The organism is Flavobacterium sp. YO64 (assembly GCF_004119505.1).
GTDB lineage: Bacteria > Bacteroidota > Bacteroidia > Flavobacteriales > Flavobacteriaceae > Flavobacterium > Flavobacterium oncorhynchi.
Map to the genome: position 1 here is coordinate 110,762 of NZ_NRQV01000015.1, position 25,467 is coordinate 136,228.

A 25,467-nucleotide genomic window follows, 5' to 3' on the forward strand; every position below is an offset into this window, starting at 1 on the left:
ATTTATATTAAAGATTAAGGTTATATGCTAATTTTAAAAAATAGGAACGGCCGTAAGCAAGCATTACTTCTCCTGGTGAAGCATGCACCGCATTTTGATTTGTACCTGATTGTATTACATTGGTGACATTAAGAATATTTCTTGCTCCTAAAGTGACTTCAAATTGATCTTTAAAGAAATTTTGTCGAATTGAAGCGTCAAGCCAATTGCTTGGGTCGATTGTAGATAAAAGATAAGATGACGAACCTTCTACAAACTGCTGTGTTCTGCCATTGTATTTATAATAACCAGAAATTATAGTTTTCCATTTCGGAATTACATACGATGCACTTGCATTTAAATTAAAGGAATAAAGAAACTTATCGTCTGATGTAAATTCTTGATTTTTTATCTCTTGAGAAATTCCAACAATCGCTGCACCAAAATTAAAAGATAGATTGCCTTTTTTAAATTGATTCATTGTCGAGAAATTCCACATTCTGTATTTACTGATATTAACGTATTCGTATTCTGGATTACCTGTGTCAGGATTGAATCTTACCAAAGCCATATCAATTCTATCATCAACATCTAAATAACTTCCAGCAAACGTGTTTGAAAGTTGAATTCCTGATGAAAAAACAGTTGTTTTTTTAAGACTAGCTTCATAAGACATACTTGTTTCTGGAATAAGATTTTCGTTTCCAGTAAAAAAATGCCCGTCAAAGATTTGTTTTGAATATAACTCTTCGAAAGTCGGCGTTCTAAATGAGCTTCCGTAAGAGCCTCGAAGTTCAATCCCTTTATCAAACAAATATCTCAAACCAAGAGATGAAGCATATTGATTATCAAATTGAGATTGCGCAGAAAATCGTATTCCTGGTCTAATAGAAAATCGCTGCGTTGCCATGATTTCTGAAGAAGCAAAAAAATCATAGTTTTCAAGTGTTTTTCGAACGGGCGACATAATATTATTTGCTTCTTGAACAAGGGAATAACCACGATTATTGACAAACTCATATCCAATTTGCAGATCAACTTTTTTGTCTGAAAAAAAGTTATTCAACGTTCCTGTAGAATAAAGTACTTCCATCGACTGATCTTTGACCGTAACATTATTTGCTTCTGTTTTAGTAGATAAGTAATATCTAAAATCTTCTACATCACGCGCTTGTTTTTGATGAGAAAGAGAAACATTGTAATTCAATTGTGAAAACAGTTTACCCGTCGCATTTAAGTTATGAAAATAACGATTTGTTAAATATCGTTTATCATCAGCATAACGATACGAACCCAAAGTAGAATTGTATCCAGATTGTACTGTACTATTATAATAATCTACATTTTCATCCAAATACTCGAATTTGTAGAAAAATCGAAAATTATCTTTATGGTATGCGATTACTGCCGAACCGTTTAACTGGTCTTTTGGAAGCCATCTATATCCTCTTGTACCATCATTTTCACTATAATCAATTCCATTTTTATCGCTCAAATATCCTTGAAAATCATTTCGATTGGCACCTAATGAAAAATACCAATTTTTATTAAATGTATGAGATACTTTTAAAGCCTGTACGTGGCGTCCTTCCTTAAAAAGAGAATATTCATCACTAACCGTTTCTTCTTGAACTGATGCTGTAATTCCCCATTTATATTTCGAAGATTTTTTAGTTATAATATTTAAAACACCACTTACAGCATTAGCTCCATAGGTAACTCCCATTGAACCTTCAACAATTTCAATATGATCAACATCATTTAAATTGATTTGTGATAAATCAATATTATTTCCTAAACCTGCCTCATTAACCAATGGAACATTATCTATCAAAATTTTAAAATACTGTGCATCTAATCCAAATAAAGAAACTGTAGATCGACCGCTTGTTCCACTTGGTCTTACTGTAATATTTAAATATTGATTTAAAACATCAGCCAAATTATTTGCTGCTAAATTTTGTATATCCTGATTTGAAATCACACGTACATTAAATACCGATTTCTTAATTGATTGGGGCTCAAACTGCCCGGTAACAACCACTTCAGAAAGTTTTTCTCGTGAAGCAATAGTATCTTTTTGCTGTGCAAAAGAAATTTGACAAAAAGGCAATGCTGCAAAAAGGATAAATTTTAGTTTCATTATTTTTATTCAATCTTAATAATCGGTGCAAATATATAACTATTTTTAATTGTTCTAAATAAAATTTATATATTTGCAAAAATTTAAAAACAAAACAATAAGTTATGATTTCAAAAAGCCTCTACTTTTCAGCCATTATGGCTTTGACATGCAGCCTTGGTTTCAGTCAGGACGCAAAAAAACAGCAAGACATTAAATCGATCAAATCAATGTGCGGTTGTTATGAAGTGAAATTTAATTTTGCAGAAACTTTTCAATATGCTAAAGATTCAGCAACATACAAACCTTCACAAACTAAGCATGAATCTGCTTTAGAATGGGTAGAATTGCTAGAAGACACTCCTAACAAAATTGTAATGCAGCACTTATTAATTGTTAGTGATGATATGATTATTAAACACTGGAGACAAGATTGGCTTTACGAAAACACAGACTTATATTCATTTGACAAAGGAACTTCTTGGAAGTATAAAAAACTGGATAAAAAAGCCGTAAAAGGACAATGGACTCAAAAAGTATATCAAGTAGATGACAGTCCAAGATATGAAGGATCATCAACTTGGGTACATGTTGACGGAAAAGATTATTGGGCAAATGTTGCTGATGCACCGTTACCAAGAAGAGAGCAAACTCACCGTAATGATTACAATGTTTTAAAAAGAAGAAACATTCATGAAATCACGGCAACTGGCTGGAATCATGAGCAAGATAATGACAAATTGATTAGAGATGACAGCGGGAAAGATGTTTTGTTAGCTCAAGAAAAGGGATTTGATGTTTACACAAAAGTACCAGATATTAAATGTATCGCTGGTCAAAAATGGTGGGTTGCAAACAATGCACTTTGGAAAAATGTTCGTGATAAGTGGCAAACTTTATTCGACAGACATCAAGATTTAAACTTAGAAGCTAAAGTTGACAGAAAAGCACTTTACTCACTTTTGTTTGACTTAAAACCAAACGCAACAAAAGCTGAGAGTGATGCAATCATCAACAAGTTCGTAAAATAAAAAATGTTTGTGTTAGTTGTAAAAAAGCCGATAGTTTTAGGACTATCGGCTTTTTACTGTAAACAAAAAACCGTCTGAAATTTAATTCAAACGGTTTAGCATTTATAATTTTACCAACAACTAATTCAAATAGTTAAAATCAAACAATGCATAGTTACTTTGAAAGATCAAAACTATTTAGTTTTTATCCCAAAATAGTTTTGTAGATAACTTATCTCCTCCAATTGCAGCCGCTGCCGCATTGTAATTTGTAGCATTTAAAGTCTGTTCTCGAATTGGGTAAGCCATTCTTGAAGGAATTTGTCCATTTGCAGCCGCATCAGCGTTAGGCGGCGGCGTAAGGGCTGGGAAGTTTAACCTTCTTGTAAACGTCCATCCTTCAAAACCTCTATTAAACATAGCGTACCATGCTTGTTCGCCAATTTTTTGCTGCCAAGTCCCAACAGCAGTACTATAAGCAACTGTTGACTGTGCTAAGTAAGTATCAGCAGCAGCTGTTGATATTCCCCAATCTTGCATTGAAGCTTTGATCGCATTATTGTAATGACTTTCTGCTGTCCCATATACTGAAATACCTCTTTCTACTGCTTCTGCTAATAAAAATTCAACTTCTGCATAATCCAAATAAGTTCCTTTAAAATCAGGTGCTTGAATTAGATCGCTGATATGTGTAAATTTCCCAAAACTATTTTTAACTCCAATCACCCCGCCTTTATATGGCAACGGATTTCCATCTTCGTCTTGTAAGTTTTGAGCAAAATAAGCTTTTGTTCTAGGATCGTTCTTAGCAACTAATGCATCTACAAATGGTTTCGCTGGTACAAAATCATGTCTGCCTCCAAAAACTAAATCTACAAAAAGCGGATTAGTATTTGGTACATTTTTCTCGTACGCTATTTTCGCATTATCAGCATTAGATGCAAATACATTTTTTGATGCAGAAATAATTGCGGCGTCTGCAATAACATCCTCCAGACCCGAAGCTTTAAGATTTATCCCTAATTTCAATTTAATACTATTTGCAAATTTTATCCAAGAAGTTAAATTATCTCTATAAATAACATCTGCATTTCCAAATGCGGCATATCCTGTCTCAATATCTGTCATATCTTTATCAAGACGCACAATTAAATCCTTATAAATATTCACTGCTTTATCATACTTTGGAAGATAATTTCCTGAACCTTTTAATGCATCTGAATAGGGAATATCTCCAAAAGTATCAACTAAAATCTGATAAGAGTAAACCGTTAAAATATCTATTAAAGCAAGCTGGTTCTTTTTTATTGCTGTTTTAGATACAAAATCAGGATCAGAAACTAAAATAAATTCATTTTCTACTGCTGATTTTGCCATCACTAAATCGCTTAAAGATCCATCATTTGTTGTTGTTCCTGAGAAATAAGCATTCCAATGATTTCCTGAGATATTTCTAGTTGTCCATTGATAAACTGATTCATCAATATAAGTAGTCTCAGTCCATTGCTGATTCACTAGTCTAAATATGTTTTTATTTACACTAGTATTAACAACTTGCTCCGCAATACCTTTTTGAGCACTGGTAAAAAGTGAAGCAGCCGGCACCTCAGAAGGATTTTTTTTATCTGTATTCAAGTCCGTCAAATCACTGCAAGAACTTGTAAGTGCTAAAACACTTAAAAAATAAATTATTTTTTTCATGATATTGTATTAAAATTTAAATGTTAAGTTAAATCCTATATCCCTTGTTGTAGGCAATGACCCAACGGAATAACCTCTGGAGTTATTTCCAGATGACAATCCACTCTCAGGATCTGCGTAAGGCAGATTTTTACTTATTATCCACAAATTAGAACCTAACAAACTAAATGTGGCAGCGTTAACAAATGTTCCTTCAAACATTCTCTTAGGAAAATTGTATGAAATGGAAATCTCTCTTAATTTTACATAAGAGGCATCATAAACAAATGCTTTAGCAGGCTCAGCTAAGTAACCATAGTTATTAGAATAAACACTTGGATTCTGAGATATCACTTTATTTGGAGTTCCATCAGGAGCAACTCCTGCATTTAAAACACCTGTTTCACGGATAGTCCCCACAGCTGTTTCTTTATACAAACCGGTAGCTAGTCCGTAGTACATATCTAAAGAAAAGATATCACCTCCCTTTTGAGTATCGATTAAGAAACCAAAAGAGACATTTTTGTAGGTAAATTTATTTCGTATACCTCCTATCCAATCTGGTGTGACATTTCCAATTGTATTATCTGATGTAGTTGTAATCATATATTTACCTGTGGCTTGATCTATTGTTGGCTGACCATTTGTATAAACATAATCAGTTCCTTTTATACTTCCATAAGCTTCATTAAGAGTTGCATTGGTTGTAACACCTCCTTGAAAAGATGCTAGTTGCAAATTCTCAATACCTCCAGGCAATGAAACAACTTTACTTCTGTTGTTAGACCAGTTTACAATAATATCCCAACTAAAATCTCTTGTTTTAATAGGAGTTCCCATAATTTGAATTTCTAACCCTTTATTTTCAATATTACCACCATTTACAACTGCATTTGTAAATCCTGATGCAGAAGATACTGCTGCTGATACAATTTGGTCGACAGAGTTTGTTTTATAATAGGTAACATCAAATCCTAAACGTCTATTAAGCATACTTGTTTCTAAACCAACTTCGAAAGATTTTGTTCTTTCAGGTTTTAGATTAGGATTCCTATTAAGATTAGGCAAAGTATACATTGGTTCATTATTAAAATTAGAACTTCTTGTATAAGTATTTGTTAGTTGCAATGCATCTGCATCATTACCTACTTCTGCATAATTCATTCTGAACTTCCCTAAATTCAACCATTCTGCTTTCATTAAATTGGAGAATAAAATAGATCCGGAAACTGCAGGATATACATACGAATTATTTCCATTAGGAAGTGTCGAAGACTCATCACGTCTAACAGAAGCATCCAAAAAATAGGTGTCTTTGTAACCTAAAGAAGCCTGAGCATAAATACCGTTTACTTGTTTCGTGTACTTTGCTTCTGTAGGAAAAGGCAATGCATATCTTGAATTTGACAATGCATATATTCCAGGCGTCACTAAACCTCCAATTGTAGATGAAAGCACACTCTCTTTATCATTTCTTCTTACATTCGCACCTAATATTCCTGTCAAACTAAAATGTTCAGCAAATTTTTTATTGAAATTCAACATGAAGTCGTAATTGATTTCTTTGAAATTGTTATCAAATCTCTGATAACCTGAAGTTTCATCAACGGGAGATAATCCAAAACCTGAGGCAATAGAGCCAACAGCTCTTCTTTCTTCTTGAAGTTCTTTATAAGTATCTAGAGATACACGACCTAAAGCACTTAACCAATCTGTAATTTTATAATCTAGAGATGCATAACTAAATAAGCGCGTTCTGTTATCTGAAGAATAATTTTGATAACGAGTAAAATAAGGGTTATCCCAATAAGCTGGTACTAAACCTTCTGCCGATGTTGGATCTGCCCAATTCCAAGTAACGTTTTGTCCGCCAGAAACTTTATAAACATTTTGCAGTTCTTTTAGATCAGTATTGGTTTGCCACCATTGTCTAAAATTCCCCAAAATATTATCGTTGTAACCTGTTGAGTTTCTACCAACAGTACTTTGAAGGGTAACAGCAGCATATGCATTTGCGGTTAATTTATCTGTAATTTTTTGACTAAATCTAGCACTTAACTGATTCTTTTTTAATTCACTGTTTGGTAAAATCCCTGATTGAAGTGTATTTACATAAGACAATGAAAGACTTGATCTATCCGTAGCTTTTTCAAGGGATAAGCTATTTACATTAGTCTGAGCCGTTTTAAAAAAAGTAATTGGTCCATTTTTGGCTGCACTCCAAGGAGTTGCTTGTCCATAATTTTTTGAATATGGAGTAAAGGCGTCCCATTGATAAACAGGCTGTCCAGTAAAAGCATCTCCATAAGAAGCGTCATTAGAAGTATCGACGGTAGGAATAGGGCTCTCGGCATCAAGAAAGGAACTTCCAATTCCATATCCAGATCCATATTTAGTTTGATATTTAGGAAACGTCGATTTGTCAACTGTCCCTACGGTAAAGCTGCTTGAAAAAGTAAATCCAACTTTCTTGTCTTCTTTCTTTCCTTTTTTTGTCGTAACCATCACAACTCCATTAGCTGCTCTAGATCCATACAAAGCTGTTGCCGCTGCTCCCTTAAGAATATTTATACTCTCAATGTCTTCCTGATTGATATCGGAAACACTATTGCCATAATCATATCCTCCACGTCCTGATGTCTGAGTCGTTGTATTCGAATTTGAATTATCTACTGGCACACCATCAATCACCCAAAGAGCCTGATTGTTTCCTGTTAGAGATTTATTCCCACGAATTACTACGTTTGTTGAACCTCCAAAGTTTGTATTTCTAGAAACCTCTACACCTGCAGCTTTCCCTGATAATAAATTAGCCACATTTGCATTTCCTGCCCCACCATCTAAATCTTTACCTGAAATTTGCTGTGTTGCATAACCTAAAGATTTTTTCTCTCGTTTAACTCCCATTGCGGTAGTTACTACTACTCCTTCAAGTTCGGTTGTATTATCGACTAATTTTATATTAATCAAAGAAGAATTCACAACTACTTCTTGTGTTTTCATTCCTACATAACTAAAAACTAGAACTTGATTTGTGCTGGCTTTAATTGTATACTTCCCATCAAAATCCGTTTGAGTTTCCAGCTTAGTTCCTTTCACTAATACACTCACTCCCGGCAAAGGCACTCCCGCATTGTCAGAAACTGTTCCTGTAATTTTTTTCTCTTGAGCTGCTATCAAATGCATACCAAGAACAAAAAAAAGCACTACTAATACTTTTAAATTTTGTTTCATTATTTTTTTGTTTAGAATTATTGGGGTCGAACTTATAAAATTAAAATAATTTTAACAAGTTTTATATGTCATTTAACATCTAAAAAGAAATATAATTACTACAATTTAATTATTGTTTGATTAAAAAAACGGATAATAACTTACAAAAATCATGAAGTGGATAGGGAAAAGAAAAGAATCTAGCCTATTAATAAAATCAGTACATTTTTTAATAGTGTACTTAACAAAATGAAAAAGCACTGCAGAAAACCTAAAAAAACCGTCTAAAAATTTAGACGGTTTTAAATCCTTACCATTTTACGCTAAAAGTGTTACTAATTCAAATAGACCAAAACGGATATAAGGAAGATATTTTCATCCTACATTTGACGATAAAAAAAGCGGATTTTTTATAGAGATAGTTGTTTTGCTGTAAAGAACAAAACATAATAATTGTAAGAAGGGAGTCTTACATTACCAAACAAAATTTGTTCTTTTGATTTCTGAAGCAAATATAACAAAAATAAAAGTCTTTTCCTACAAAATTAAAATATAAATATAAAACAATACTTATATTGACGTTCTTCACTCTTTTTACTGTAGTAACGAAACAAAAAAAGCCAATAGTTTTTCAACTATTGGCTTTATATAATTTAAAAATGTTTTCGCTAATTATTTGCTTGGATCAACACACTCAGAATAAGTAACGATATGTTTAGTCAAATCTGTCCATTTTGGCTCAGGATTATCAGAAATCACTTTTTGACAGCTTCCCCATAATGGTTGAAATTCTTTTTTATAATCTTTTTTCTTTAATAAAAATGCTGGAGAATCTTTTTTAGCAACATAATATGATTTTGCATCTCCACCAACAAATTTAACTCCTCCTACTCCTAAAGATGTAGTTTCTTTTGCATAAGGGTCGCAGTATACTTTTACGTCTTTACTAAATCCAGGATTTAAAAGCTGCATTAATAATTTTGAATTTTTCTTTTTAACTTTTACGTCAGCAGTTTCAAAATAAGCGTAACCTTGGTTTAAGAAATCTTGATTTAATTTCTCATCATTCCACTTTTTGAAATCTTCAAGAAAATTTAGTTTTTTTCCTAAATTATCAAGTCCGCTTGGCGGTAAATACATAAACTTAATATCTTCTGGTTTTAGTTTGTGTTTTTTTCCAGCTCCATCTTGCAATTTGATGAATTCAATTAATCCTTTGTCTCTGTCAATATCTCTAATAGTTCCATTAATTTCAGTTCCGTCAGCCAAAGTTATATACGCTGTTTTACTGTGTGAAAATCCATAAGATGGGGAAATTAAATTTTGTGCTTTCGCTGCGGTAAATGCAACAAAAAGCATCATAAAAAGTAACGGTTTTTTAATCATTGTTTTGGTTTTAGAATTGTGCCTACTCTCACGATTTTCGGCTTCCTCGCTTTATTTTTACAACACAAAAGGAAGATTATCTTCCTAAAAAAAAATCATGTTTTTAATTACAATTGACAATCATTTTCCTACTGTAAACATAATTATAAAAACGATATATACAAGCCATAATTTATTTTTTTACACGAAAATTCAGGCATACTATTCATAACATTTCACTAACAATAACTTTAACTTTTGTACATTTTTCAAAACACTAGTTATCAAATTAATTCAAAAAAAAAGCTGATAATTGTTTCCAATTATCAGCTTTTTAATAGGTTTTATTCAACTACATTCTTTCAGGAACTTCAATCCCTAATAGTGTAAATGCAGATTTAATAACTTCGGCAACTTTTTGTGAAAGCTGTACTCTGAATATTTTTTTCGTCAAATCTACTTCACCTAAAATATGAACTGATTGATAGAACGAATTGTATTCTTTTACTAAATCGTAGGTATAGTTTGCAATTAATGCCGGGCTGTGATTTTGTGCTGCATTTTGAATTATCTCAGGAAAAAGCTCGATTTGTTTTACGAGTTCTTTTTCTTTTTCGTGCATTTCTTCAATCTGTGATTTAGCCAAAAAATCAAAATCGGCTTTACGAATGATTGATTGGATTCTTGCATAAGTATATTGAATAAACGGACCAGTATTTCCAGCAAAATCAACAGATTCTTCAGGATTAAACAAAATACGTTTTTTAGGATCTACTTTTAAAATATAATACTTTAATGCCCCAAGACCGATTGTTTTATACAATTTAGCTTTCTCCTCATCAGAGTAACTATTTAACTTCCCGAGATCTTCCGAGATTTGTTTTGCGGTATCTGCCATATCCTGCATCAAATCATCTGCATCAACAACAGTTCCTTCACGGCTTTTCATTTTTCCGGAAGGTAAATCAACCATTCCGTATGATAAATGATATAAGCTTGACGCCCAATCAAATCCTAATTTTTTAAGGATTAAAAACAAAACTTTAAAATGATAATCTTGCTCGTTTCCAACGGTATAAACCATACCGCCAACATCCGGCATGTCTTTAACACGCTGAATTGCTGTTCCAATATCTTGCGTCATATAAACAGCAGTTCCATCAGAACGTAATACAATTTTACGATCTAAACCTTCATCTGTCAAATCAATCCAAACAGAACCGTCAGGATCTTTTTCAAAAACGCCTTTATCAAGACCTACTTGAACAACATCTTTCCCTAATAAATAAGTATTGCTTTCGTAATAGTATTTATCAAAATTAACTCCAAGGTTAGAGTATGTTACAGCAAAACCGTCATAAACCCATTGGTTCATTTTTTTCCAAAGAGCAATAACTTTCTCATCTCCAGCTTCCCATTTTTTAAGCATTTCTTGTGCTTCAATAATAATTGGTGCTTGTTTTTTTGCTTCTTCTTCGGTTTTACCAGTTTCTATTAATTGATTAATTTCTGCTTTGTAAGCTTTGTCAAATTCAACGTAATATTTACCAACTAATTTATCTCCTTTTAAATTTGAACTTTCGGGAGTTTCTCCGTTTCCAAATTTTTCCCAAGCCAGCATCGATTTACAGATATGAATTCCGCGATCGTTGATGATTTGTGTTTTATAAACTTTTTTTCCTGAAGCTTTAATAATTTCAGCCACAGAATATCCTAACAAATTGTTACGCACGTGACCTAAGTGTAAAGGCTTATTTGTATTTGGCGAAGAATATTCGACCATAATTGCCTTATCTTCAGCATTTGGAGTTACATATCCAAATTTAGAATTGTCTTTTATATCATTAAAGAAATTCAAATAATAACTGTCTGATATTACAATATTCAAGAAACCAGAAACCACATTGAAACGAGCAACTTCTGAAACATTTTCAACAAGATAATTTCCAATTTTATTACCTAATTCCGCAGGATTGCTTTTAATAACTTTTACCAAAGGAAAAATCACCATTGTAATATCGCCTTCAAACTCTTTTCTAGTAGTTTGAAATTCGATTTTATCAACTGTAACGTCAAATAATGCTTGTATTGCTTTTTGTATAGAAGGTGTAAGAATTTGTGATAATGACATGTAAACTTATTTTTAAAGTGAGCAAAGATACTGCTTATTCATCAATAACAGAAAATGAATAACATATAAAATACTATATAACTATTAGAATTTCTTAAAACCTACTTGCTTTCAAGTGTTAAAATTATCAAAAAATAAAAACCTTAATCCCTTACAAAACAGAAGCATTCATAAAATCATATATTTTTTTAACTTTTTTTCTGTAACATATCGCTGACTAAAGAGTCTTAATAAGGGACTTCGAATTTATTATGAAAAACAAAAAGAGTAAAATAAACAAAAACAATCACATCATCAATCAATCAAAATAATCATTATCACATTATGAAACTAAAATTCTTTCTGTTGGCGTTACTAGGTGTAATCTCGACAGTACAAGCTCAAAATTCAGGAACGGTCTCTGGAAAAATTACTGAAAAATCTAATAACGCACCTATCTCTTATGCTACGGTATCGATTAAAGATAACGGAAAAGTTGTTTCGGGCGTAAACACAGATGACAACGGAGACTTTACTTTTAAAAACTTAACTTTAAAAAGTTATACTATTGAAATTCAATATATCGGTTTTAGAAAATATATTGGTTCAATCATTTTAAGTGAAAACAAGAAATCTGCAACGGTAAATGTTTCTCTTGAAGAAGAAGCAACGCAATTAAAAGGCGTAAACATTGTTGCCGAGCGTTCTACAATCGAACAAAAAATCGATAGAAAAGTAGTTAATGTTGGTAAAGATTTAACAACTGCCGGGGCTTCTGCATCAGATATTATGAACAATATCCCGTCTGTAAATGTAGATCAGGATGGAAAACTTTCGCTACGCGGAAATGATAATGTTCGTGTTTTAATTGACGGAAGACCTTCAAATATTGACCCAGCACAATTGTTAAAACAAATTCCATCTACTTCAATCAAAAAAATTGAATTAATTACAAACCCAAGTGCAAAATACAATCCAGAAGGAATGTCTGGAATCATCAATATCATTTTGCACAAAAATGCAAATACTGGTTTTAATGGAAGCTACAGCGGAGGTATTACTTTTGGAGAAACAGCAAAATACAACCAATCTTTAGATTTAAATTATAAAACTGGAAAAGTAAATTTCTTTGGAAATGTTGGACAGAATTTTGGTAAATATCAAAATGAAGGTTTTATGAGACGATTAGATCAAAATATTGTACAAAATATTGACGTTCTAAATGATAATGACTCTTATTTGTATAAAATTGGTATGGATTATTTAATTGATGATCATAATACTTTATCTATTTACACCAACCAAAATAAATCAAATGGTAAAGGCTTTGTAAATACTGATATTGATTATAATAACGTAGCAGATTCTGACATTTACAACATTTTTCAGAAATCATCATATTCAGGGCCTGATCAAGTTGGAACTTATAATTTAGCCTACAAACACATCTTTAAAAAAGAAGGACATACTTTAGATTTTGAAGGAAATTATAGTGATAATAAAGAAGACCAATATGCTTCTTTTGATACAAAAACAACTAAACTTGATAATACTTCAAGCAGTATTATTTTCAATGATTACATAAAAGGTACACGAAAATTAACCACTTTGAACCTTGATTACGTAAATCCATTAAACGAAAAAACAACACTTGAAGCTGGTGCTGAGGCCAGACTTACTAGAACAGATAACGATTATACAACAGGAAATCCTTTAATGCCAATTGCTGATCGAGTTTCAAATTATACTTACGATACTGATATATACTCAGCGTATGTAACTTTTGGGCAAAAATTTAAAAAATTCAGCTATCAAGTTGGAGCTCGTTTTGAAAGCTATAAAGTAGCCGCTAATTTGAACTATGGTAAAGATAAATTTGATGATGATTATATCACATTATACCCATCTGCATATTTAACCTATAACTTAAATGAGAAAAACACTTTACAATTTAGTTACAGCCGTCGTGTTGACCGTCCGAGTTTAGAGCAGACAAAACCTATTCGTGAGTTTGCAACTCCATTAGTTACTTCTTTAGGAAATCCTGAACTAAGACCTCAATTCACCAATTCTGTAGAGGTAAATTATACAAAAACACTTGAAAAAGGAAGTTTTACTGCTGGTGTTTTTGTAAGAAGCATTAATGATCAAATTAGTAGAATTTTATATCCAGACCCAGCAGATGCAAGTGGTGAAAAACAAATTATGACTTTTACGAACTACGATAACAATACTGCTTACGGTTTTGAAGCTTCGTTTAATTATAAAATTACAAAATGGTGGGATATTCAACCATCTATTGACTTTTCGAGCATTAACCAAGAAGGAATAGTATTTTTATATGATCCTGTAACCAAAAAAAGTAATCCGCTTGAACGAAAAATTACGGTTGCGGCATTTAATGGTCGTATGAATTCAAACTTTAAAGTAAACAAACGTTTAAGCTTTTTATTATTTGGTTTCTATAGAGGTGCTACAGACGGACTTCAAAACAACAGCCATGAAATGTATAAAATGGACATAGGTTCTCGTTATACTTTATTAAACAACAAAATGAATATAAGTTTACGTTTTAATGACGTTTTCAACACTATGAAATATGCTTTTGATACGATGTATCCTTACCCTCAATTGGGACAATTTACATGGGAAAGTCAAACCGTTTATTTAGGTTTAACGTACAACTTTGGAGGTGCAAAAATTAAAAACTTACAACGTAAACAAAGAGAAGACAATACTAATAAAGGCGGCGGCGGAATGTTCTAATCCCGCTTTTATTAGATCTATTTTAATATTTTTTAAATAATTACTTGTAGAAAAAAAGCCTGAAGTTTGCCAACTTCAGGCTTTTTATTTAGCTACAAAAAGTTTTTTAATTCTTTTACTTCTTCTGGATTTGCAGTTTCCGTATTATCTGTAATTGCTGATGAATGATAAAAAGTCGGCGCTAGTTTATCTTGAAGCAATTTAATATTCGAAGATCGCAATCCACCGCCGGGCATAATTTCAATGCGATCTTTTGCCAGTTTTTGAATCAATACCAAATCAAAAATACCTTCTTCAACATTTTTTCCTCGTCCAGAAGTTAGAATTGTATTAAAACCACACGCAATAACATCTTCAAGCGATTGCTCAAAATCATTGACAACATCAAAAGCACGGTGGAAAGTACACGAAAGTGAACCTGCCAAATTAACCAGCTCTTGATTTTGTTTTTTATTTACACTTCCATCTTCATTCAAAATTCCAAAAACAAAACCGTCAACTCCTAATTTTTTAAACTGTTTTATGTCTTGTTTCATTTCGACAAACTCATCATCGGTATAAACAAAATTTCCTCCGCGTGGTCGTATAATTACATGCATTTTTATGCTCAGTTTTTCACGAACTCTTACTGCTGATATAGTATTGGGAGTTGTTCCGCCAAGCTGTATATTATCACACAATTCAATTCGGTCAGCACCATTTTCTTGTGCGATTATTGCCGATTCATAATTGAAACAGGCTATTTCTAGTTGATTTTTTTTCATTTTATTTTAAATCTATTTTTCGTCAAAAGAAACCTAACAGGTTTAAATACGCAATTTATAAAAAAACCTGCTCCAAAATGAAGCAGGTTTTCAAAATATAATGCAAGATGAATTAATTTACCATTTAATGATTGCACTAGCCCAAGTAAATCCACTTCCAAAAGCAGCTAAAACTACAGTATCTCCAGATTTAATCTTACCTTGTTCCCAAGCTTCTGTCAAAGCTATTGGAATAGATGCGGCGGTTGTATTTCCGTACTTTTGAATGTTATTATGAACTTGATCGTCTGATAATTTGAATTTATTTTGAATAAATTGTGAAATTCTCAAATTTGCCTGATGCGGAATCAACATATCAATATCTGAAACCTGCAAACCATTTGCTTCTAAACCTTCATTTATTACTTCAGCAAAACGAACTACGGCATTCTTGAATACAAACTGTCCGTTCATATACGGATAATAACTTTCGTCATTCGGATCATTATCAGCAATAATATCTGTTACCCAACGTGCTCCCATTCCCGGCGCCTGCAAAGCCAATTCTTCGGCATGCTGTCCTTCTGAGTGCAAATGTGTTGATAAAATTCCTTTCGTCAAATCTTCTTCACGACTTAAAACAGCTGCTCCGGCTCCATCTCCAAAAATAACTGAAACTCCGCGTCCGCGGGTTGTCATATCTAGTCCTGTTGAATGCACTTCAGAACCTATTACCAAAATATTTTTATACATTCCGGTTTTAATATACTGATCTGCAACCGAAAGAGCATACACAAATCCAGAACATTGATTTCTAACATCTAAAGCCCCTACTGTTCTTAATCCTAAATCACGTTGTACTAAAACTCCAGGTCCTGGAAAATAGTAATCTGGACTTAATGTCGCAAAAACCACAAAATCTATATCTTCTTTGGCTACACCAGAACGCTCAATTGCAATTTTAGCAGCTTTCACTCCCATTGAAGTTGTAGTATCTTCTCCACGAATGATATGTCTTCTTTCCTGAATTCCGGTACGCTCCTGAATCCATTCATCATTGGTATCTATAATCTTAGACAAATCATCATTTGTCACGACATTTGAAGGAACATAATATCCTAAGCCCGCTATTTTTGAATGATACATATTCTTTTATTATTTGTTAAAAATTTAGAATGCAAATTTAAGTATACTTTAAAAAATTAGCATACAAATTAGTCTTTTTTTCGTAATTATCAGTTTAATATCTTTTAATTATAAGACTATTTAAAAACATTTAATTCTCAATTAAACATCATTTTAAACAAATAACTGAAAAGAATGAAAAATAACCTATAAAATGTAACAAGACTACTGTATCTTAGACAAACATTTTTATGTGTTCTTAATTCAAATCCAAAAAATCCAAATCATGAAATTAAAGGTTACTCTATTCTTACTTTTACACCTTGGTTTATTTTCTTTTGCACAAGAAAATTTAACGTATCAAAAACCCTCTAAATCTATTCTTGATTTAGCTGATTACCAAAGAGCTCCAACCGTATCTATGGATACAAAAAAAGAAAATATGCTCTTATTGTATCGAGATACATACAAAACGCTTGATGATTTAAATCAAGAGGAACTTCGTTTAGCAGGTTTAAGAATCAATCCTATTACTAATATTTCGAGTACTGTTACTTATGTAACCAATTTAAAAGTTAGAAAAATAAGTGGAAAAGATGAAACTCAGGTTTCAGGACTGCCAAACAATCCTAAAATAAGCAATATACTTTGGTCTCCAAATGACCAAAAAGTCTTATTCTCTCACACCACAAACTCTGGTGTTGAACTTTGGGTACTAGATGTTGCAACAGCTCAAGCAAAAAAACTTACTGAAGCAAATGTAAATGCAAATCTTGGAAATCCTTTCAGCTGGTTTTTAGACAATGAAACTATTTTGGTAAAAATGCTGCCAAAAAACAGACAACCTCTATTAGATTCTAAAAAAGATTTACCAACTGGTCCAATTATCTCTAACACTTCTGGAGAAAAATCTCAAAATAGAACTTATCCTGATATGTTGAAAAACAAAAATGATGAGGCTAATTTTGAAAACATAATTACATCTGAATTATATAAGGTAAAACTAAATGGAGATACCACTTTATATAAAGAAGCGGCTATGTTTGCCGGTGAAAGAATTTCTCCTGATGGTAATTATATAATGCTGACTACTATTCAAAAACCTTTTTCGTATGTAGTTCCATTAAACAGATTTCCATCTAAAACAGTTGTTTATGACGTAAGAGGAAAAGAAATTAAAACGGTTAACGAAGTTCCTTTAAACGAAATCATGCCAAAAGGTTTTATGGCTGTTCGCAAAGGAAAAAGAGAAATGGCATGGAGAAATGACAAACCTGCAACTTTATCTTATGTAGAAGCTTTAGACGAAGGTAACCCAGCAAACAAAGTAGATTTTAGAGATGAAGTTTTTCTTTGGGAAGCTCCATTTACAAATGATGCAACTACATTAGTAAAACTTCCTCAACGCTATGGTTATATTACTTGGGGGAACGATAACATTGCTTTTATTACTGACGAATGGTATGACACTCGTAACACTAAAACATACCTAATCAATCCGTCAAATCCAGGACAGCAGCCAAAAGTAGTTACTGATAGAAACCAACAAGATGTTTATTCAGATCCAGGAGCTTTTGAAACTAAAAAGAATCAATACAATAAACAAGTTTTAGCAATCGAAAAAGACAATGCTTACCGAATTGGTGACGGATATACAAAGGAAGGACAGTTTCCTTTTATTGATGAGTTCAATTTAAAAACTTTAAAATCAAAACGTATTTATACTTCTCCGTACAAAGACAAGAAAGAAGATTTAATCGAAATTGAAGACTTTAAAACTGGAAAAGTTTTAGTTCAAATTCAATCTAAGAGTGAATATCCAAATTACTACTTTAGAAATATCAAAAAACAAAACAGTATAACACCTATTACTACTTTTAAAAATCCATTTGAAAGTATTAAAGATGTTAGTAAAGAAGTAATCAAATACAAACGTAAGGATGGATTAGAACTTTCTGGAACTTTATATCTGCCTGTTGGTTATGACAAAGCTAAAAAAGAGAAAATGCCTTTATTAATCTGGGCTTATCCTGCTGAATATAAAGACAGAAACAGTGCAAGTCAATCAACCCAAAACTCTAACGAATTTACATTTCCATATTATGGATCATTTGTATATTGGGTAACAAAAGGATATGTAGTTCTTGATGATGCTGCTTTTCCAATTATTGGAGAAGGAACAACAGAACCAAATGACAATTTTATCTCTCAGTTAGTAGACAACGCTGCAGCTGCAATTGATGCTGTTGACGCTTTAGGATATATTGATCGTAAAAAAGTGGCTGTTGGAGGGCATTCTTACGGTGCATTTATGACGGCAAATTTATTAACACATTCTAATTTATTTGCGTGCGGAATTGCAAGAAGTGGTGCTTACAACAGAACGCTTACTCCGTTTGGATTTCAAACTGAACAAAGAAACTACTGGGAAGTTCCTGAAGTTTACAATACTATGTCTCCGTTTATGAACGCTGATAAAATGAAAACACCATTATTATTAGTTCACGGTGAAGCTGATAACAATCCTGGAACTTTTACTTTGCAGACTGAGCGTTATTTTCAAGCTTTAAAAGGTTTGGGTGCTCCAGCTAGAATGGTAATTTTACCGAAAGAATCACACAGTTATGTTGCTAAAGAAAACATTCTGCACTTACTTTGGGAACAAGATCAGTTTTTAGAAAAGTATTTGAAAAAATAAATCGCTATAATCGATTATAAAAATAAACCCGATAGATTTTAAAATCTATCGGGTTTTATATTTTACAAGTAATTCAAACCAAGAAATATTTCTTGCTCTAACGGGAGATCTATTTCACTTTCAAAAAACACTAACTGCCTTTTATAAACCGTTTCAATTAAAAAATGACTCCCTCTAAAATAAGTTCTTCTAATTTTTACAGGTAGTTTAGATTCCGAAACCATTTTAAACTGGTGTGGATAAACTAATGTTTTATGCGTTTCATCTTCATAAGGAAGTAATAAATGTGTTGCAATTTCATTTACTTCACCAAATAATGAAGCAACATATTTAGTTTCAGGATCCTCATATATTTTTGTTGGATTATCTTTTACAATTATTTCTCCGTGACGCATAACAATTGCTTCATCTGCAAATGACAAAGCATCTGTGCTGTCGTGAGTTGCAATAATACAGGTAATTCCTTTTTGTTTTAAATAACGAAATAAATTACGACGTAAAGCATTTTTACGAAAAGCATCGATCTGACTAAAAGGTTCGTCTAACAAGATAACTTCAGGTTCTAAAGCCAAAACTCTTACCAAAGCAACTCGCTGCTGCTGACCACCGCTCAAAAATTTTGCTTTAACATTAGAGAACGATTCCATTTCAACCATTTCTAATAATTCCTGAACACGAAGTTTTTTCATATTAGCAAAACCATTCGACAGGAACTTCCCTACATTTTCAGCCACGGTTTCGTATGGAGATAAGTCAAAATCCTGCGCCAGATATTTCATAAATGGCATACCTGGAATCAAATTATACTTTGGTCCTAAAATTGGTTTTTCACCATAAAACATTTTTCCCTCGTCTAGATTATATAAACCATATATAAGTTTTAACAGCGTGCTTTTTCCACAGCCGCTCTCGCCAATAATAGCAATATTCTCACCTTTGTTTATAGTAAAAGAAACGTCTTTAATAACGGGTTTATCGGTATACGTAAAAGAGATATTCTGAATGTCAAGCATGGGTTGTATTTGAAACTCCAAATTTACAATGTTTAATTTCTAATGTCAAAAAAAAAGCTGCATCAATTAAGAAACAGCTTTTTTTATATTTTATTTTATCTGAAATTATTTTCCAGCTTCTGCTTTTGCATCGTTAACCATTTTATCGTTTGCAGTAATAGAGAATTCTACACGACGGTTTTGAGCCCTTCCTTCCGGAGTATCGTTTGTTGCAATAGGATCAACAATACCTAAACCTGAAGTTTTAAAACGGCTTGATTTTAATCCTTTAGAAACTAAATAAGCTTGTACCGAAGCAGCTCTTTGTCCTGAAAGTGTTAAGTTATATTCTGGTTTACCAGTATTATCTGTATAACCAAAAATCTGAATATCAGTATCACCATAAGCATTAAACACAGGAACTAATTTATCTAAGTTCGCTTTTGCCTGAGCAGTAAGAGTTGATTTATTAGTATCAAAACGAACAGCATTTTCATTCAAAGTCAAGTGAATTCCTTCACCAACTCTTTCAACATCTGCACCTGGCAAAGCCTGATCGATCTCACGAGCCTGTTTATCCATTTTGTTTCCAATAAGAGCACCAGTTCCACCACCAACGGCAGCACCAATAGCAGCACCTAAAGCAGCATTACCGCCATGTCCTAAGTTATTCCCTAAAATACCACCAATAAGTCCACCAGCAACTACTCCAATTCCAGCGCCTTTTTGTGTATTATTAGCATTTTGCACTGAATCGCAGCTTGTAAATAAACTAACTAATACAAGTAAGCTACTTAATCCTAAAACTGTTATCTTTTTCATTTTTTTCCTTTTTTATTATAAATTAATTAGCTCTCTGAAATTGGTAAGTAACATCTGTTACTTGTCCACCAACATTAATGTTATCAATTAACTGAAATGAATTATCAGTAAGTCCTGCAACTTTTAGTAAATATCCTGATTTAACATTTTTTGATTTTGTTCCCGGATCAACAATTTTAAGTACAAAAAGTCCTTGATTATTAATACTCCAAACAATTGGAGAAGTAAAACCTGTACAGCTTGGAGACGTTAAAGCCATCGTACCTTTATTATTATTTGAGATAAAACTCCAAGTACTACCTATAAAACACTTAGAATCTGCAAGATCAAAAGAAGTAACTTTGATATAATCAGAGCCTGGATAAGACACATTAGTAAGTACCCAATTTCCTTTAAGTGCAACTTGAGTCGGTCGATCAAGTTTAGTCGAAAGCGTTGGTGCTTCATTAGAAGAAGCCGTTGTAGACGAAGCTGATTTACACGCAAAAAACGTAGCGGCAACCATGCAAATGAAAATAATTTTCTTCATTTTGTTACATTATTTAAGTTAATACTTACTCGTTTAACAATTATTATACCACAAATATACGATTCGTGCCGACAAAATTTGTTTTAGAATCCATTTATTTTCTTTCAAAATTAACACTTGCGACAATTTGTCACCTTAAAAGCAATTGGTATTTTATTTGACGGAATGAAAATCATCAAGTTAAACTCAAAAAATTAAAAAATATGACAACAGGTAAAATTAATGTTTCGGTAGAAAACATCTTTCCCTTAATCAAAAAGTTTTTATACAGCGATCACGAAATTTTTCTTCGTGAGCTGGTTTCAAATGGAACCGATGCCACTTTAAAATTAAAACATCTTATCAGCATCGGCGAAGCCAAAGTTGAATACGGAAATCCAATTATTGAAATCAAAGTTGATAAAGAAGGAAAAAAAATCCACATTATCGACCAAGGTCTAGGTATGACTGCTGATGAAGTAGAAAAATACATTAATCAAGTTGCTTTTTCAGGAGCGGAAGAATTCTTAGATAAATACAAAGATTCTGCAAAAGATTCTGGAATTATCGGGCATTTTGGTCTTGGTTTTTATTCTGCATTTATGGTTGCAGAAAAAGTAGAAATCATTACTAAATCATATAAAGATGAACCTGCAGCTCACTGGACTTGCGACGGAAGCCCTGAATTTACTTTAGAGCCGTCTGACAAAACTTCACGTGGTACAGAAATCATCCTTCACGTTGCCGAAGATTCTTTAGAATTTTTAGAAGATTCTAAAATCAGCAGCTTATTGAATAAGTATAACAAGTTTATGCCTATTCCAATTAAATTTGGAACAAGAACTGAAACTCTTCCTAAACCAGAAGATGCTCCAGAAGATTATGTAAATGAAACTGTCGAAATTGACAACATCATTAATAACCCAAATCCAGCTTGGACAAAACAGCCATCTGAATTATCTGATGAAGATTATAAAAACTTCTACAGAGAATTGTATCCAATGCAGTTTGAAGAGCCATTATTCAACATCCACTTAAATGTAGATTATCCGTTTAACCTAACTGGGATTTTATATTTCCCTAAATTAGGTTCTGACATGCAGATTCAAAAAGATAAAATTCAGTTGTACCAAAACCAAGTTTACGTTACCGATAATGTAGAAGGAATTGTCCCTGAGTTCTTAACAATGCTTAAAGGTGTAATTGATTCTCCAGATATTCCATTAAACGTTTCTCGTTCAGGTTTACAAGCTGATGGTGCTGTTAAGAAAATTTCAAACTATATCACTCGTAAAGTAGCTGATAAACTGAAAGCTTTATTTAACGAAAACCGTGCTGATTTTGAAGCAAAATGGAACGATATTAAAATTGTTCTAGAGTACGGAATGCTTTCTGAAGATAAATTCTACGAAAAAGCGGGTGCATTTGTTTTGTATCCAACAGTAGATAATACTTATTTTACTTTAGAAGAATTAAAAGAAAAATTAAAAGAGAACCAAACTAATAAAGATGGCAAACTTGTAGTTCTTTATGCAGGAAACAAAGAAGAACAACATTCTTATATTGAAACTGCAAAAGAAAAAGGCTATGAAGTATTACTTTTAGATTCTCCTATTATTTCGCATTTAATTCAAAAAATTGAAAACGACAATACAGATTTAACTTTTGTTCGTGTGGACTCTGATCATATTGATAATCTAATCAAAAAAGATGAAAACACGATTTCAAAATTATCTGACGAAGAAAAAGAAACTTTAAAAACATCTTTAGAAGCTTATATCCCAAAAGCATATAGTGTACAACTTGAAGCTATGGACAGCCAAGCAGCACCATTTATCATTACGCAGCCAGAATTTATGCGTAGAATGAAAGAAATGAGTCAAAGCGGCGGCGGCGGAATGTTTGGAATGAACAACATGCCAGAAATGTACAACTTAGTTGTAAACACTAATTCTGACTTAGCAACAAGCATCTTAAATACTGAAGATAAAACACATCAAGAGCACTTGGTAAAACAAGCATTAGATTTAGCTAAATTATCGCAAAACCTATTAAAAGGAGAAGCTTTAACCGCTTTTGTAAAAAGAAGTTTCGAAATGATTAAATAATCTTTCCTAAAAAAAACTCACTCTAAAATCCTACAGCACAATGCTGTGGGATTTTTTTTTGTGATACTTTTTTTTATTACATTTGAATACCCTATTAATCTAACCTTAAACAAAACTACTATGAAAAAAACTTTTTTTCTATTTGCAGTAATTTGCATTTCTACATTTTTTTACATTTCATGTTCAAACAATGATAACATCGCAAACCAAACAGACACGAGTGCTATTGTCGCATCAGTATTAATTGATGCTACCAACGACATGGACATAAAAACCGGATTAGCGGTAACTTCAAATAACAGTTCGACAGGCAAAATCACTGAAAGTGTACCTGTAATTTGCGCCAATGTTGTAACCGAGGTCTCTAATAAAGATTCTTATCCAAAGATTTTTAATATCGATTATGGTACTTCAGGCTGTACAAACAATCAAATACTTAGAAAAGGAAAATTAAAAATTACTCTTTCAGGCCCAGTAACTGCCACAGGAAGCAAAATGACTATTGAACGAATTGATTACTCCATAAATAACCTCAAACTAGAAGGAACAATTGAATATACAAATACAACAACCATTAAGACTACTCCTCAATTTAGCCGAAAAGTAATTAATGGCAAACTAACTGATTTAACAGGAAGAGTTTATCTGAACTCAGGTATTGTTACAGTAAGACAAACAGCTGGTGTTGACACTCCACTTGTTCTAGAAGACAATGTTTATGAAATCCCAGAAGGAACACACACTATCACCACTGATAAAGGTGGATCTTTAACATTGACCGTTCAAGAAACTCTAATTAAAAAATACTCTTGCGAGTTTATCTCTAAGGGGAAATTAAAAATTACCGGCGGTTCTTTAAATGGTGTTATTGATTATGGAAATCTAGAATGTGACACGAAATACACTTATACACACGAAAATGGAACAGCCTACATTTTATCAATGTAAACGATTCATTTTTAAAAATATATACAAATCTCAGTTTAGAAATAAATTGGGATTTTTTTTATTAAAATTTAATTCCCATTCATTACATTCAAACTATTTTCTTTATTTTGCACCAAAATCTAAAAACTAATGAAAAAATCAATTATTGCCTTTGTTACTCTTGCACTACTTGCATCATGCAGCAAAAAAGAATCTGCTGACAACTTACATATAACTGGAAATATAAAAGGTTTAAAAAGCGGAACCCTTTATATTCAACGATTTGCTGACACATCGCTTGTTGCAATAGACAGCATTAAAATTGATGGGAATTCAGCATTTGAAAGAGATATAAAATTAGAATCACCAGAAGTATTGTATTTATTTCTAGATCGGGGCACATCAAATTCTTTAGACAATAATATTTTATTTTTTGCAGAACCAGGAAATATCAACATCGAAACAAATCTAGATAATTTTATTGCAAGTGCAAAAATCACTGGATCAAAAAATCAGGAGTTATATGAACAATATCAAAAAATAAACTCTCGTTTCATAGATGAAAACCTTACTATGGTACAGTCGAAATTCAAAGCCATAAAAAGACAAGATCAAAAAGCAATAGATAGTATAGATGCAAAACAACAATCAAATATTAAAAGAAAATATTTGTACGCGACAAACTTCGCTATTAACAATAAGGATTATGAAGTAGCACCATATATTGCACTAGCCGAAATTTACGATATTAATGTTAAATTTCTTGATACGATCCAAAAAACAATGACTCCAAAAGTAGCAAAATCGCTTTACGGAAAAAAATTAACCAAGTATGTAGCCGAAATCAAAAAGGCTGAACAAAAATAATCATTGATACTAAAAAGGTCCTGAAATATTCAGGACCTTTTTTTATACACTAAATTTAAAAACAAAGAATGATTTGTTTCAACAGCACCACTTAAGTCCTCATAAAAAGTCATATACATATACTACCTTATTTCTTAAAATGCTCCTGCTGGAGATACTAACTACTTTTCCATCTTTTCTTATAAAGCACAAGAAATATCTCTTGAATACCCGAAAAGAGATAACTAACAAGCATTAAAATTTCTTTTTAATCAAGCAAAAGCACATTACTAAATAAAATAAAAGCTTCTAAATAACTTCTTTCATCCCAATACAATATTTGTGCATAAAAACAAAAAACAGCTTTAAAACAGCTGAAAACTAAAATCGTAACGGTTGCTTTCGACTGCTGAGATACCATGATATATTTTAGGAATGATTTTTAAACCATTT

At 32.2% G+C, this 25,467-nt stretch carries 16 protein-coding genes; 6 read left to right on the forward strand and 10 right to left on the reverse strand.

The features are described 5' to 3' along the window. Positions 1–7: 7 nt before the first annotated feature. Positions 8–2,122, reverse strand: a complete 2,115-nt coding sequence (locus tag BOW57_RS12710; protein ID WP_129054732.1) for a TonB-dependent siderophore receptor — start codon at positions 2,120–2,122, stop codon at positions 8–10. A gap of 104 nt (positions 2,123–2,226) precedes the next feature. On the opposite strand from BOW57_RS12710, the gene BOW57_RS12715 reads away from it, so the two are divergent. Continuing rightward, the gene (locus tag BOW57_RS12715) at positions 2,227–3,132 is read left to right on the forward strand and encodes a DUF6607 family protein (protein ID WP_089057946.1); all 906 of its coding nucleotides are present in this window, start codon (positions 2,227–2,229) and stop codon (positions 3,130–3,132) included. Positions 3,133–3,309: 177 nt separating this feature from the next. Here BOW57_RS12715 and BOW57_RS12720 read toward each other — a convergent pair whose 3' ends face one another. The 4 genes from BOW57_RS12720 to argS all read right to left on the reverse strand — a co-directional run bounded on the left by BOW57_RS12720 (position 3,310) and on the right by argS (position 11,500). Further along, positions 3,310–4,812: a SusD/RagB family nutrient-binding outer membrane lipoprotein gene (locus BOW57_RS12720; protein WP_129054734.1), complete on the reverse strand. Its 1,503-nt coding sequence runs from the start codon at positions 4,810–4,812 to the stop codon at positions 3,310–3,312. A gap of 9 nt (positions 4,813–4,821) precedes the next feature. Continuing rightward, positions 4,822–8,025 (reverse strand): SusC/RagA family TonB-linked outer membrane protein, encoded by a 3,204-nt coding sequence (locus tag BOW57_RS12725; protein ID WP_129054736.1) that lies wholly within the window; start codon positions 8,023–8,025, stop codon positions 4,822–4,824. A 651-nt stretch (positions 8,026–8,676) separates the two neighbouring features. Further along, complete coding sequence (locus tag BOW57_RS12730; RefSeq protein WP_129054738.1) at positions 8,677–9,390, reverse strand: hypothetical protein; 714 nt, start codon at positions 9,388–9,390, stop codon at positions 8,677–8,679. Positions 9,391–9,721: 331 nt separating this feature from the next. Further along, positions 9,722–11,500 (reverse strand): arginine--tRNA ligase, encoded by a 1,779-nt coding sequence (argS, locus tag BOW57_RS12735; RefSeq protein ID WP_129054740.1) that lies wholly within the window; start codon positions 11,498–11,500, stop codon positions 9,722–9,724. 324 nt (positions 11,501–11,824) lie between these two features. On the opposite strand from argS, the gene BOW57_RS12740 reads away from it, so the two are divergent. Then, positions 11,825–14,245, forward strand: a complete 2,421-nt coding sequence (locus tag BOW57_RS12740) for a TonB-dependent receptor domain-containing protein (protein WP_129054742.1) — start codon at positions 11,825–11,827, stop codon at positions 14,243–14,245. A gap of 92 nt (positions 14,246–14,337) precedes the next feature. Here the strand turns inward: BOW57_RS12740 and BOW57_RS12745 are convergent, their stop codons facing one another. Then, positions 14,338–15,009, reverse strand: a complete 672-nt coding sequence (locus BOW57_RS12745) for a copper homeostasis protein CutC (protein ID WP_129054744.1) — start codon at positions 15,007–15,009, stop codon at positions 14,338–14,340. 117 nt (positions 15,010–15,126) lie between these two features. Next, the gene (locus tag BOW57_RS12750) at positions 15,127–16,134 is read right to left on the reverse strand and encodes a 3-oxoacyl-ACP synthase III family protein (RefSeq protein WP_089055930.1); all 1,008 of its coding nucleotides are present in this window, start codon (positions 16,132–16,134) and stop codon (positions 15,127–15,129) included. 265 nt (positions 16,135–16,399) lie between these two features. On the opposite strand from BOW57_RS12750, the gene BOW57_RS12755 reads away from it, so the two are divergent. After that, positions 16,400–18,811, forward strand: a complete 2,412-nt coding sequence (locus BOW57_RS12755; RefSeq protein ID WP_129054746.1) for a prolyl oligopeptidase family serine peptidase — start codon at positions 16,400–16,402, stop codon at positions 18,809–18,811. Positions 18,812–18,873: 62 nt separating this feature from the next. Here the strand turns inward: BOW57_RS12755 and BOW57_RS12760 are convergent, their stop codons facing one another. From BOW57_RS12760 to BOW57_RS12770, 3 genes are all read right to left on the reverse strand, one after another. Continuing rightward, a complete protein-coding gene (locus BOW57_RS12760; RefSeq protein WP_089055932.1) occupies positions 18,874–19,824 on the reverse strand; it encodes an ABC transporter ATP-binding protein in 951 nt (316 codons plus the stop codon). Positions 19,825–19,929: 105 nt separating this feature from the next. Beyond that, positions 19,930–20,625 (reverse strand): OmpA family protein, encoded by a 696-nt coding sequence (locus tag BOW57_RS12765; RefSeq protein WP_089055933.1) that lies wholly within the window; start codon positions 20,623–20,625, stop codon positions 19,930–19,932. A 22-nt stretch (positions 20,626–20,647) separates the two neighbouring features. After that, positions 20,648–21,154, reverse strand: coding sequence for a lipocalin family protein (locus BOW57_RS12770; protein WP_164973706.1), 507 nt, complete (start codon positions 21,152–21,154; stop codon positions 20,648–20,650). Positions 21,155–21,357: 203 nt separating this feature from the next. Between BOW57_RS12770 and htpG the strand changes: the two genes are divergently transcribed. From htpG to BOW57_RS12785, 3 genes are all read left to right on the forward strand, one after another. Next, positions 21,358–23,241 (forward strand): molecular chaperone HtpG, encoded by a 1,884-nt coding sequence (gene htpG / locus BOW57_RS12775; protein WP_129054748.1) that lies wholly within the window; start codon positions 21,358–21,360, stop codon positions 23,239–23,241. 120 nt (positions 23,242–23,361) lie between these two features. Next, positions 23,362–24,189, forward strand: coding sequence for a hypothetical protein (locus tag BOW57_RS12780; RefSeq protein WP_129054750.1), 828 nt, complete (start codon positions 23,362–23,364; stop codon positions 24,187–24,189). A gap of 129 nt (positions 24,190–24,318) precedes the next feature. After that, positions 24,319–25,035, forward strand: coding sequence for a DUF4369 domain-containing protein (locus BOW57_RS12785; RefSeq protein WP_089057934.1), 717 nt, complete (start codon positions 24,319–24,321; stop codon positions 25,033–25,035). The last annotated feature ends 432 nt before the right edge of the window (positions 25,036–25,467 follow it).